At 37.0% G+C, this 12694-nt stretch carries 10 protein-coding genes; 1 reads left to right on the top strand and 9 read right to left on the bottom strand.

Annotated features, from left to right (window positions below; all coding sequences use genetic code 11):
* Positions 1 to 46: 46 nt before the first annotated feature.
* Positions 47 to 1327 carry a cellulase family glycosylhydrolase gene (locus tag ACMGG1_RS16320; protein ID WP_048823785.1) on the top strand — a complete coding sequence of 427 codons (1281 nt, stop codon included), beginning with the start codon at positions 47 to 49 and terminating at the stop codon, positions 1325 to 1327.
* Between the two features lie 99 nt (positions 1328 to 1426).
* Here the strand turns inward: ACMGG1_RS16320 and wbaP are convergent, their stop codons facing one another.
* The 9 genes from wbaP to ACMGG1_RS16365 form a co-directional block, all read right to left on the bottom strand.
* Entirely contained in the window at positions 1427 to 2860 is a 1434-nt protein-coding gene (gene wbaP, locus ACMGG1_RS16325; RefSeq protein ID WP_044552857.1) for an undecaprenyl-phosphate galactose phosphotransferase WbaP, read from the bottom strand.
* A 172-nt stretch (positions 2861 to 3032) separates the two neighbouring features.
* A complete protein-coding gene (locus ACMGG1_RS16330; RefSeq protein ID WP_128864044.1) occupies positions 3033 to 4112 on the bottom strand; it encodes a glycosyltransferase in 1080 nt (359 codons plus the stop codon).
* Positions 4113 to 4118: 6 nt separating this feature from the next.
* A complete protein-coding gene (locus ACMGG1_RS16335) occupies positions 4119 to 5189 on the bottom strand; it encodes a glycosyltransferase family 4 protein (protein ID WP_259216711.1) in 1071 nt (356 codons plus the stop codon).
* 28 nt (positions 5190 to 5217) lie between these two features.
* Positions 5218 to 6546 (bottom strand): hypothetical protein, encoded by a 1329-nt coding sequence (locus ACMGG1_RS16340; protein ID WP_259216710.1) that lies wholly within the window; start codon positions 6544 to 6546, stop codon positions 5218 to 5220.
* A 21-nt stretch (positions 6547 to 6567) separates the two neighbouring features.
* Entirely contained in the window at positions 6568 to 7740 is a 1173-nt protein-coding gene (locus tag ACMGG1_RS16345; RefSeq protein ID WP_259216709.1) for an acyltransferase family protein, read from the bottom strand.
* An 87-nt stretch (positions 7741 to 7827) separates the two neighbouring features.
* Positions 7828 to 8886: a glycosyltransferase gene (locus tag ACMGG1_RS16350; RefSeq protein WP_240504838.1), complete on the bottom strand. Its 1059-nt coding sequence runs from the start codon at positions 8884 to 8886 to the stop codon at positions 7828 to 7830.
* A 19-nt stretch (positions 8887 to 8905) separates the two neighbouring features.
* Complete coding sequence (locus ACMGG1_RS16355) at positions 8906 to 10120, bottom strand: glycosyltransferase (RefSeq protein WP_259216708.1); 1215 nt, start codon at positions 10118 to 10120, stop codon at positions 8906 to 8908.
* Positions 10086 to 11162: a polysaccharide pyruvyl transferase family protein gene (locus ACMGG1_RS16360; protein WP_259216707.1), complete on the bottom strand. Its 1077-nt coding sequence runs from the start codon at positions 11160 to 11162 to the stop codon at positions 10086 to 10088. Before ACMGG1_RS16360 ends, ACMGG1_RS16355 begins: the two co-directional genes overlap by 35 nt.
* 35 nt (positions 11163 to 11197) lie before the next feature.
* On the bottom strand, positions 11198 to 12643 hold the full coding sequence (locus tag ACMGG1_RS16365) for a lipopolysaccharide biosynthesis protein (protein ID WP_044549356.1): 1446 nt from the start codon (positions 12641 to 12643) through the stop codon (positions 11198 to 11200).
* Positions 12644 to 12694 lie beyond the last annotated feature (51 nt).

Consider the following 12694-nt stretch of genomic DNA (forward strand, 5'->3'; position numbering starts at 1 on the left):
AATTTACAGTTTAAAACTCCGATAAATTAGTCAAAAAGGGTACATTATGAAAAATTTCAACTGCCGAAATGCAATTCTAAAAATGCTTTCTGCCGCGATTATTTTCATGCCAATCACCTATTCCCATGCATTTGAAGTGGGTATAAACATGCATGTGCGGCATTATCCAAATTCTGGGGATTATTATTTAAAATTGGCAAAAGAATATGGTTTTACCTCCATACGTGAAGATTATCCATGGGCGCAGGTAGAAGGCCCTGTAGGAAAGTATTCATTGATTGGCAATTTAGGGAAAGTTGATTCAGTGTTTGCTACAAGCGAACAGAGCTTCGGCCTAAGTTCTATGTTGGTATTGGCTTATACCAATCCTTTGTATGATAAAAATGGTTATCCTTCCAGTGAGGCCGCGATCGATGCGTTTGCTAATTACGCTTACTGGACGGCAAAAAGATTTAAAGGCAAAGTGAAATATTACGAAGTATGGAATGAATGGTTGGTTGGAACGGGGGTCAGAGGTAATAAAAAACCCCCTTCTGAAGAAGTTTTTTTTGAGTTGGTCAAGAAAACCGCATTGGCTGTAAAAAAAGCAGATCCAGAAGCAATCGTGATGACCGGCTCGCTTAATCCATTAAAGGATAAGGATAATGCCTGGCTGGATAAGTTGCTTGACATGGGAATGATGCAATATGTTGATGGTATATCTGTCCATCCATATTCCTATCGTAACCCTGATAAGGAAATGCGAAAACCTGAGGGTAATCTGGCGGGTATCGATGTCTTCGAAAATAAACTAAAGGCTAAGGTCGGGCGTACTGTGCCTATTTACATTACTGAAATGGGTTTTCCAACACATATCGGCGATGGTGGAATATCTGGTGATTTGGCTGCACAGAATGTTATAAAATATACCCTATTGGCGAAATCCAGGGACTATATTAAAGGGATCTGGTGGTATGATCTGATTGATGATGGCGCAAATCCAAACAATCGCGAACACCGCTTTGGATTTATAGCACAAAATTTGGTTGCAAAACCTGCTGCCGATAACTTAAAGAAAATAGCCGCAATTGCCAATAACTACCAGGTAGTTAACTATAAACAATCAGAGAACGGTGACAACATAGTCGTGCTGAAAAAAGGCACTGAGAGAGCAACCATTACCTGGAGCAATAAACCGTCTCAAGCTGAGAGCGGAGTTATGAATAAGCTAAAAAGTTTCTCATTATCACAACAGCCCACTAAAGTGACGCCATTACTGATTCAAGGTAATACTCCTATCAACGCTGACAGTAGCACTCCTGTCTTGAAAATGAGCAATCAACCCTAAACATCCCGTTTTGCTCTTCTCGTTCCTGGAATAAAAAAACCTGCTTGCTAACGAAAGCAAGCAGGTTTTTAAAGGCCATTTGGATATCAGAAAATAACGTTAATAGGCCCCATCTCTTTTTAGCACTACAGATATTGTTTTAAACAGAATAGCGATGTCATTCCATAAAGCCCAGTTTTTGACATACCAGGCATCGAAATAAACACGAGTGTCGTAATCAATATCATTTCGGCCACTAACCTGCCAGAGACCTGTCATTCCCGGTTTTGCCATATAGTAATAGTCAACATCACCTGCATAACGCTCTAGCTCATCCTCAATTACCGGACGCGGCCCAACCAGACTCATTTCACCAATAAAAACATTCCATAGCTGTGGGAGTTCATCCAGGCTAGTCTTACGAATAAAAGCGCCGATTTTTGTGATGCGAGGATCGTTCTTGAGCTTAAAATCGCGGTTCCACTCGGCCAGAGCCTCCGGATCATTTTTCAATAACTCTTCAAGAACTTCTTTAGAATTCATCACCATAGATCGGAACTTTAGACATTTAAACTTCTTGCCATTGTGACCTACCCTTTCATGGCCATAAATTGGCTTTCCTCCATCTCTGGAAACCATAAAGGCCAGGAACATTAATACTGGCGAAAGCATTAACATGATCGATAAAGAGCCAAAAATATCGAATGTGCGTTTGATAATACGTGATGACCGTTTTGCCAAGTTATTACTTACACGCAGTATCATGACCTCATGGCTGAAGATAAACGACATATCAGTGCCATAGAGCGGCACACCACGAAGTGTCGGTATAACTGATACTGAACGACAATTGTGTTTGGCAAGATCCTTTAACCAACGATCACGCAACGCATGCTGCTCAAACTCTAATGCCACGATAAACTGCGTTGTCTCTATATCAACAGCAGCCCAAAGCTCTTCTTCAGAGTTGATTACAGGAACCCCAAAGTAGTTTGTTTCACACGGGTCATCGGTGCATACAAAAGCGCAGACTTCAAACCCAAGTATTGCCTCACTTTGTAGAGCAGCATAGGCTTCGAACGCATTTTTTCGAGAACCAATAATGATTGTATGCTTTTTCCAATAACCAAACTTATCAAGTAATCTCTTTGTTAACGATCGGCCTAATGGGATTAAAAAGATAATTAACATCCATGAAATCAACCATACATAACGTGAGAAATTCCATTTTGAAAAAGCAACCAGTGCAAGATCAAGAAGTGCAAAAATCAATAATGTTCGTACCACTTCTTTCAGTTCAAACCAAAAAGGTTTCCGGTAGGTATAATGGCGTAGACGCACCCAAAACCATACCATACAAATCACTGATAAAATAAATTGGACTAACAATCTGATATTAAATTGGTCTTCCGGTACAAACTTTTCCAAACCGCCAAAAAAATTATCTAATAATAAATAAGTTATATATACCGCTAGATTGAAAAAAAACACATCGGAGAACGCAAGAGCTAGTTTTGCTACTCCACTACTACGGTACTTTTGTTCTTTTGCCATAATTTTTACCATGCCAAATAAATGACGAAACCATCCAACCCCATTCAATATCCAATGAAATTGAATTCAATAGAGTCCTGTATTAGCTAATATCCATAATATAAACATAAGAACTCATGCAACTAAATAACGTTACAAATGTTGCAATGCAGCACATCCGTAAGCTGTCAGCTTAAGCTTTCTTATAGACATTAAACGTTCCATCTACCATTCGCTCAGAGATGAATTTATCCATAAAAATAGATCTGGCATTTTCCCCCATCAATGCCCAACCTTCTTTTGATACACCGTCAACAATTTCTGGCAATGTTTCAGGTGACGATAACTCGAACATATAGCCATTTACACCAGGGAAAATCATTTCAGGAAACGACGTGCAATTACTGGAAACGATGGGTATGCCATAGCTCATGGCTTCAAGTGAAACCATCGCAAAACCTTCCCAGCGACTAGGAACAATCAAAACGTCAGCATGAGAAAAATAGGGGGCAATCTCAGTGGATGATAACCATCCCGTATAAGTAGTTTGTGGCAAATCTGGATAAACTTCCGCGCCATGGACAGCACCACCAACCACCGTCAGGTGATAGGGTTTTCCCTTTAATGTCTCAATCATCGAAGATAAAATATCGAACCCTTTCTGATAGTCGAAGCGACCTACGAACAATAAATTAATAACATTATTATCATAAGGATTTGTAAACGTCTCATTCACATCAACGACAGGAACACCGTTATATACAACGCTGAGTTTTTTTTCGTTTAAACCATTTTCTATTGCAGCATTTCGTTCAAACTCACTGACGCAGATTACGGCATCCGTTATAGGGAGTAGCGCACGCTCAATGGTTTTATAGACCATTTTCTTTAATTTATTACCCTCCATTAGAAAAGAAAAGGCATGAGGGCAATAAATAATCTTGGGACGATAAATTGGATAAAGTAAAATTAAGACTATACGTCCTAAGACACCGGCAAAAGTACTGTGAAGATGAATTAATTCAGGCTTATATTTGATAATATTGGAGATAAACTGAAGCGTAAACGATAAAAAAGAACCCAGGTTTCTTCCTGTCCTTTTGAAGGTGACTACATTTTCAGTCGGTAAAGCGCTAATTTCATTCTTTTGATTTTCAGGGACAAGGCAATGAAGTTCGGTTATCTCAGAACTAGCAACACTCGCCAAGGCTATCTGTCGCATAACAGTTGCAACTCCCCCCTTAATCGTTTCTGCTGCATGAAGAACCTTCATAATATTTTAGGTCCTCGATGCAGTAGTAGTTTCAATGATGGAGTTAACTTTCTGTGCCGAAACCTTCCATGAGTAATCTTTCACATTTTCAAGGCCCGCAATCACCAGAGTATCTCTCAGAGATGAATCAGATATAATCTTCTCCATCATACTTGCCATTTCGGAAACATTATATGGATCGAAATAAAGAACACTATTACGCAATACCTCAGGCATTGAGGCTTTATTGGAAGAAATCACCGGACATCCACATGCCTGTGCTTCAAGGGGCGGTATCCCAAACCCTTCATAGAAAGAGGGGAATACGAATGCGGTCGCATTCTGATAAAGTGATATTAACTGATTGTCATCAACTCTACCTAAGAAAGTCACATCTTCATCCTGCGTGTTTTTAGAAAAATCCTGGGTCGCAAAACTGGATGCCGACTTACCAATAACTTTCAATTTCACATCACTTCCAGTCCTGCTTTTCAATAGATTATACGCATCAAGCATACCATGAAAATTCTTATGGAAATTTGGTGATGAGACAGCGAGAAAATATTTCTCCGAGTTATTATTGTTTTTAGGATAATTAACGAACTCACTTCCTACGGCATTGTAAATAATATGGATATTTTCAGGATTATAATTAAAATACTGTAATATTTCTGATTTCGAGAACTCACTAACTGTGATCAATGCTTTACTACTCTTCAACATCATAGGGATAAGTAGTGAATAGAGCATCCTGAATTTCAATGAGAAGCTTTTTTTATATCGCTTATAGGTGACATCATGGTGTGTAACTATTTGGTTTTTATAAAAAACAGGAGCAGTGCTACACAAATTCACTAACAATGGCGAATCTATGGATTTTAAATACTTCGGTAACTCAACTTGCTCCCAGTAATGACCGCTTTTCTCGCCGATAGTTTGAATATTAAAACTGGCCGGTAGTGAAGATCGTTTTATATCCTTAGGGGCCAAGAGAATAACGTCATCTCTCAATCGCACTAATTCGATGCAGATTTGTTCAGCAAATCGTTGCACACCTGTCACATCTTGCGTAAGAAATCTTGCGTTGATATAAATCATAACCTCTCTCTATATTTTATAAAAACTATTATCTATAGCTATAAGCGGCAATATCTTCCCTTGTACAACCTTTTTTCTTTAGCACAAAAGGTATCGCAACAAAAACCACCAAAAATATATTATTGGGGAAATTTCCTAATCCCAGGTTGTAAAATAACTCAATTGACAACGTAAAGAATATCAAATGCCTAGCACCAAAAACGTCACAGTCCTTTATCACAAATAGCTTTATCTGAATGTAAATAAGAAGGAATAAATAAGTGAAGAACCCTACATATCCATAGTTACTAACCAAATAAATATACGCACTATCTGTGGCAATTGCATTTATACCATATTCTGATTTATCCAAACCAAAAGTACCATTGATACCTAATCCAGCACCGAAGAGAACCTTCTCTAGTGAATCCAGTGAGGCTATTATTTTATGGTGCTCTAGTACCCTAAGGTAAATGGAGTTATAGGCTGCCGTTTGGTTGTAGACACGAACGCTGTCATAAACTGAATAATCATGTGTTGAGTAAACAAAAAACAAAACCAGAATGGTACCAATAATAAATATAGATACCTTTGAGATTGAAGGAAGGAATTTCTCAAAAAATTTAACCAAGAAATACACAACCACACCAATGATAGCTGTTTTATAAGTAGTGCAAAAAATCGCGACCAGGAATAAAGCAAAAAGAAATATTTTTATAGTTTTACTTTTAATGAAATGACTGCACTCAACAGACAAAATCATACAGAACAACATCAAGACACCAGACATCGTAAATGAAAGCTGCAAACCAATTGCACGAATGTTCCCCTCCGTTGAGTTAAGGCGAACACCAGCATCACTTCCCCATTGGCCAGCGTCCAGGCCCAATAACCCCATAAATGAATCGGGGAATAACTGCTGAAGAATAACAGCGATGGCATTTAGCGCACCTAAAAACAGGGTCATTTTTACAAATTTGATGCTAAAAGCCAGTAGTTCTTCTTTGCTCATCTTAGAAAAAATTATAAGAACTGCGACAATAAACATCACAGGTATAATATCGAATTTAAGCTGATACAGTATTATGAAGGTATGTGATGCAAGAATATCCAGCATGGAGTAAATAGAAAAAGCCCCAATCAACAGAAGAATCGTCGTTGGGATAATTATCTTGCTACTTACTTTTCCTTTTGAAAAAAACAATGCTATAAAGAAAAGAATAACGATCAGAGCTTCCTTCCACACCTTTAAAACAGGCATGCCCAGCATTGCCGAGGCAATGCCAATAACACCAGAAAAGAAACAAAGTGTGAGAAAAAACAAAAGAAAACTTACAGGTATATTCTTAAGTTGAAATAATCTCATTGTATAAGCCATAAGGTGTAGTCCATACGAAGGCTAAAGTTTACCATCGGGTTTAGATTTTAAAATGTAATCATTAGTTTCTTTCTTGGAAAATCTTTTCCCCGCAGAGATTGATCTTACCTCTATTACCCTATAGGTGAAATAGGAAACAGCAATAACAATGGATACAATTATCAGCGCCAGTGCATTATTATAAAATCCTGAACCAAGATCCATATATCTTAGTGTGCTCTGTGATTTTGTTGTAATGGAGTAAGTCAACTCTTTACCGAAAAATTTCTCATACGCCATCGCGATACTTATCGCTATAAAAATAACTGCTGCATGAGTCATATAAATAGAGAAAGAAATTTTCCCGAAAAATTCAAAGAAGGCTTTAGCCAGCAACGAAGAAACTATACCTGCCTCAAAAGAAAAGACATAAATAGTCATACAAAATATCATACTGGTTGCAACGTTCTTAAAATCATATTGCATAGTTACTGAAAAATAACAGAGCAGCAACATTACAATTTCAAGGAGAGAAAAGAGTAATGGATTCAATTTTGTGGGTTGGAATCGTTTATAAATAAAGTAAGTAACCGCACCACCAAAAAAACATGATAGTCCGTTAAGTGCTTCAACCTTTACTGATGTCGTAATGGGGAAAACTAATGCAAGAAAAGCAATGGTTGAAATAGCGAAAAATGCCAGCACTATAGTTTTACTAGCCTTACGCAGTGAAAACATTAGAAGTGCAAATATAACATATAGGTAATATTCAATGCTAATACTCCAGGATGGGTAATTAAACGACAGCGTTGCCGCTGACGGTAGCCATGCTTGAAGTAAAAGTAAATTTGGAAGTATTTGTATTGGTGCGTTGACACCGGTAAATGCAGGCTTATTAAAGTCTACCCCTTTTGATTGTGCTATAAGTTTTATTAATTCAAGTAAAATAAACACTATCAGCATAAAAACATGCAAAGGGAAAAGCCGGAATGTACGAGAGACTGCAAACGACCTCATTTTATTCCAGTCAAATTCACGCTTGCTATATGCATGAGTTAGAACAAAGCCACTCAAGACAAAGAAAAACTCCACCATATAAGTCGCATTACGGAACAAGCTCCATTCCGTCATACTTCCAGTAATATTAAAGTGGTGAAATACAACACACAGTGCGCATATGCCACGAAAACTATCAAGAACAGTAAATCGTTTCATACATAACTCCGCACACAAAGGAAATAAAAGACATAGCGTACTTTCCTGAGTTAACTATACTTCTCACAATGCTGAAAAATAAGTGCCTTATAGAATGGTTTCATATTTCCGCAAAATGCCATCAATAACACTTTGATCAATGAAAACATTCTCAATTTTAAGAACTTTATTTAAGCTTGTCTCTATATCGCCGGTAATATCACAGATTATACCGTTATTATCATTAATAATTTCGTTAATCCCCCCTGGATAAGCATTCGCCAGAACAGGGGTACCACATGTAATTGCCTCAATGACCACATTGGGATATCCTTCCCAACGTGAGCTGGATATAAACACATCACATTTTTTTAGCAGTGCATAAGGATTATCTGTTGCAGGAATGAAAGTTACGCTATTCTCAAGTCCTAATTCAGAACAGGTAGTTTTCAGTATTGCCTCATCTTCTCCTTCACCTACAATTGTTAAATGATACTTGTCTTTTGAAAGTGAACTAAATGACTTTAACAGTTGATCGTACCCTTTCTGATAAGTTAACCGCCCAATAGTGAGCAAGTTAACTCGGTCAGAGGGGAAATTATGCTCTGATGGCAGTACACTCATTGACTTAATACGTTTGTAATCAAGTGGGTTATTGATTTTTACTATTTTACCCTCAGGCACATTCATTTTTGTCACTAAATCATTAACCATATCATCACTCTGTGCAATGATAACATCATAACTTTTATAGCATGTTTTATATAAAAATTTTGCGATAAAGTTTTTTTCAAATAGACTGGGTAAGTTTGACTCTCGAGCAATCTTTTTTATATGCTTCCCGAAGTACGAAAGGAAAGGAGACAATGTTGCGTTCGAGGTTCCCGAACTAATAAATATAGTGTCTATATCATGCCTTTTACAGGTTTTTTTAATTCCAAAAACAATTTTAGGTAATGCATAGCGCGCCCTGCCTGTAATGTTCAAATATTCAACAACAACATCACTTTCCAATTCCTTAACCAGGACATTTTTTTCATTGTCATTTTTATAAAGAAGAAGATGTGGCTGGAACCGTGATCTGTCTATATTATTTAACAATGTAAAAATAACTCTATCTGCGCCAGACCGCCCAAGAATAGGCATAATAAAAAGAATTTTTTTCACGATTCCCTCAGCTAATCAATCAATTTTCATTACTGTTAAAAATTACATCCAGGAGTTTATCCCATTTTTCATTCTGGACATTACTTACTTCAAATGCATTCTTTTGGCCAGATGATGAAAGCCTATTATACAGGGCTTCATTATGAAAAATTTGAGATATTCTATTTTCAATTTCATTTATATTAGTAGGGTTAAAATAGATAACATTATCTTTGCATACTTCAGGAATACTTGATACTGCTGCCGCTATCACTGGAGTTCCATAATGCATCGCTTGCAATGGCGGATAGCCATAACCTTCATTGAGACTAGGGTAAATGAACGCATAAGCATTTTTATAGAACCAGTCTAATGACTCATAATCCACATAGTCGATAAAAATAAACTTCTCAATATTCTTAATTCCTGGATGCGGATCTTTTTTACCCAACACTATCGTTTTTAATTCACATCCTGGGTTCTTATTGTAAAAGTTATCTAGCGCCTTTATTGCACGATAGTTATTTTTCATCCAACGGTTAGCACTAACCAATAAGAAAAACTGACGGCTGTACTGTGCTAAATTTGCGTATTCTTTCGCTAACTCCGGGTTCTCCTTGCCAAAAGGACAAGGCGCTGGCGAGACATATATGTCCTCTTTGTTCAGTGCCGGATAAAAACATAACATTGAATACTTGCTGTGTTCAGATACAGTAATTATTTTTATTTTATTCTTATTTAGCAGACGACCAAAGCGATTATAATAGGTATCCCATTCTTTATTCCTAAATAATGCTCGTTTTATCAGCAGCTTTAATTTTGACGATAATCCACTTCGATAATGCCACTGAACAGGATCATAGCTACATTCAATTTCACGCAAACCATGTACTGTCATTATAAACTGAACATTGCTTGTATCGATATCGTAGAGATGATAAGGCAAAGCCGAGTAAAATTTAGAAAAGCGATTCGAATTAACTAGCGAAATTAATGCAGTATCATTTTCAACCGCAATCATTTCGATATTACTTTCTTCGCAAACTTTCTTTATTTTGTTATCAAGATCTTTACTCTTATCATAAACGCAGACAAAGTCTTTATGACCCCTTTCAATACTTGAAAAGAATATTTGCTTAGCATACTCAGAACCACCATGAAATTTAGACTCTGGTGATGGCTGTGTTGCCGTCAGATCAAATAAAAGCAAAATTCTCTCCTTAATTAAATCGCTTGATGATTTTTGAGAAAACATCTACAAGCTCATTGTTGATGTCTGCAACACTCCGCGAACCATATTCATCCATGAAATATTCAATTTTCTTTGAAATTAACCATGGCTCAAGTTCATTATCCAGTATTTTTCCAAGAATAAGCGAATGCATTCGTCCTGAATAGACCTTATGTGAGGCATTCAAGTAGTTCAGATAAACCGGTAATGGCGGTACTGCTTCACAAATTTCAACGTTAGCACCTGGGTTTTTCTTCATAACTTCACGGTAAATCAACTTATTAAGCTCGGCATCTTCTACGGTAGTCGAAATAAGCACTATTCTATTTTCTGATTCTTTTATTTCTTTTTCAACTACCTCACGCCAATCACTGATGTACTCTTCCTGACTTTTAAAGTCAGTTTGCTGTAACTCTTTCACATTTTTCAAATAAACATAATAGGCAGTCGCACCAACTATGACACTGTTTTTTTCTACACTTTCTTTCTTACCATAAAGCGCAAATGCAAGATCAGGAATGTAATCTGGAGTGATATCAAAAAACGTCTTCAATTTATCAATTGATCGTTTTTCCCGTACATATACACCATCAGCCTTACCCAGTGCATATTTATAGAGAAGCTTATCGATATAGCTAAATTTCTCAGCACAACCGATTCCTAAAATAACATAAGGTTTCTTTGAAGCCTTGGCATATTTAGCCCAAGTATACATGGCAATAGGAAAAGTGCCCCCACTCTGGATCAGTTGCCCGCCCCCAATCATCATCAACGCAGCATCGCTTTGTGAGGTTTCTTTTATTCTTTTTCTATTATGTAAGTACCACCGAAGATATTTTAGAATTTGTATCCGGTTGAAAAGGAAGTTTTTAGCCCTTCTTAGAAACACTTTTGGTGTTAACTTTTCGTTTTTAATATTAGGTTTGACCGTTTTTTTCTCAGCATCAAATCCGTAACTTTTTGCTTCATATCCTGTGATTCTGGCCAGTTCAGTCAAACCTTCATTGATCGCATGATCGCCTATATTGTCTGAACAAACTTCATTTATAATTATAACCGTCTTCATTATCCTTCCTTAAATATTTTTCAGGCGATACTTCATCATGCTTTCTTTTTCTTTATCTTAGAAAGAATAATTTTGTTAACTTCATAACAAGATTCAATCTTTAGCAGCATACTGGCCAAATAATAAACGATGGCACCAACAGCAACCTTTACCATTATTTCATAAATGCCGTTATCAATCCGTATGAACCACAGTGCTGCCGACATGATCAGAGTCGCTGCCATCATTGGAAGCATACTTTTAATCTGTTGCCACGCACCATGCCCATACCATTTTCCTGGGTAGTAAGCATTGATGAAGAAACAAATCAGAGAAACAATAAAGTTACCGACGACTACAGCAGTCAACCCAAAAGGAGCTGTAATCAATAAAGCACCTACGGTAATAGGTAACTTGCTTAAATCAACCTTCAAATAAGTATCGGAACGCCCTACTGCATTAATCAAGCTACAATTAAGAGCGCTTATAGGAATTATCATTCGTGATAAGCAAATCCACTGGATCACCACCACTGCTGGTAACCATTTATCCGTTAGGAAAAAATGTACGAATGGCTCGGCCAAAAAAGTAAACCCTACCATCGCAGGCATAACGATGAATGCCGTCATATCGAGACTTTTTTTGTAGATACGTATAAGACGTTCAGTGTCATCTTGGGTAGAGGATAATATTGGGAACAACACACCCTGCAATATATTAAACAAATTTACCGAGATAAGATCAGGAATATTTCTGCCTTGCGTATAATAACCGACTTCTTTACTGGAGAAGAAACGTCCGATTAAAATCGCATAACAATTATCTACAATTGTCCGTACAAAGCTTGCAAGCAGAAGTTTAGAACCAAATCCGAAAAGTCTGCTTAATGAATCAAATGAGAACTCAAAATTTGGGCGCCATCTTAATAGGATAGCCATGAAAATAGTAACACATATGGAGTTTATTAAAGTTTGATATACAAGTGCCATCGCTCCATAATCGTGATTGGCAAGATACAGTGCAATTGAACCACTAATAATTACAGATAAAAAATTTATCTTCGTTCTTAACTTAAAATTCAGGTCTATTGCCAATTTTGTCGTTTGAACTAAGCATAATGATTTTATTATTATACTAATGCCCAAAACTCGAATTATATGAACCAATGGAGGTGCGCTATAGAAATCAGCAACAAGGGGAGCTATAAAGTAGATGACAGCGTATAATAAGATGCTTATAAGTAAATTAAAGTAGAATACCGTTGAGTAATCAGTTTGAGTTCTATCTTTTTTCTGAATTAGAGCCTGAGTGAACCCACTATTAATTATTATATCAGATAAAACGATAAATACTGCAACCATGCCAATTAGGCCAAAGTCTGAAGGGGATATGATACGGGCTAAAACTATACTGATTCCGAACTGAACTCCCTGTACTAGAAAACGTTCGATAATGCTCCATATCATCCCCGATACGGCTCGCTCTTTTAATGTATGGCTCATTGTATACTACTTTTATTTAGTATCTGAAAGTAGAGCTACCAGGCAGTGCCT

Source organism: Serratia sp. BNK-12 (assembly GCF_047456085.1).
GTDB classification, from domain to species: Bacteria; Pseudomonadota; Gammaproteobacteria; order Enterobacterales; family Enterobacteriaceae; genus Serratia; species Serratia liquefaciens.

What these genes read in the sequence shown, in the direction of transcription:
- ACMGG1_RS16320 (WP_048823785.1), top strand. Translation starts at nt 47, where the DNA reads ATGAAAAATTTCAACTGCCGAAATGCAATTCTAAAAATGCTTTCTGCC.
- wbaP (WP_044552857.1), bottom strand. Translation starts at nt 2,860, where the DNA reads ATGGCAAAAGAACAAAAGTACCGTAGTAGTGGAGTAGCAAAACTAGCT.
- ACMGG1_RS16330 (WP_128864044.1), bottom strand. Translation starts at nt 4,112, where the DNA reads ATGAAGGTTCTTCATGCAGCAGAAACGATTAAGGGGGGAGTTGCAACT.
- ACMGG1_RS16335 (WP_259216711.1), bottom strand. Translation starts at nt 5,189, where the DNA reads ATGATTTATATCAACGCAAGATTTCTTACGCAAGATGTGACAGGTGTG.
- ACMGG1_RS16340 (WP_259216710.1), bottom strand. Translation starts at nt 6,546, where the DNA reads ATGGCTTATACAATGAGATTATTTCAACTTAAGAATATACCTGTAAGT.
- ACMGG1_RS16345 (WP_259216709.1), bottom strand. Translation starts at nt 7,740, where the DNA reads ATGAAACGATTTACTGTTCTTGATAGTTTTCGTGGCATATGCGCACTG.
- ACMGG1_RS16355 (WP_259216708.1), bottom strand. Translation starts at nt 10,120, where the DNA reads ATGTTTTCTCAAAAATCATCAAGCGATTTAATTAAGGAGAGAATTTTG.
- ACMGG1_RS16360 (WP_259216707.1), bottom strand. Translation starts at nt 11,162, where the DNA reads ATGAAGACGGTTATAATTATAAATGAAGTTTGTTCAGACAATATAGGC.
- ACMGG1_RS16365 (WP_044549356.1), bottom strand. Translation starts at nt 12,643, where the DNA reads ATGAGCCATACATTAAAAGAGCGAGCCGTATCGGGGATGATATGGAGC.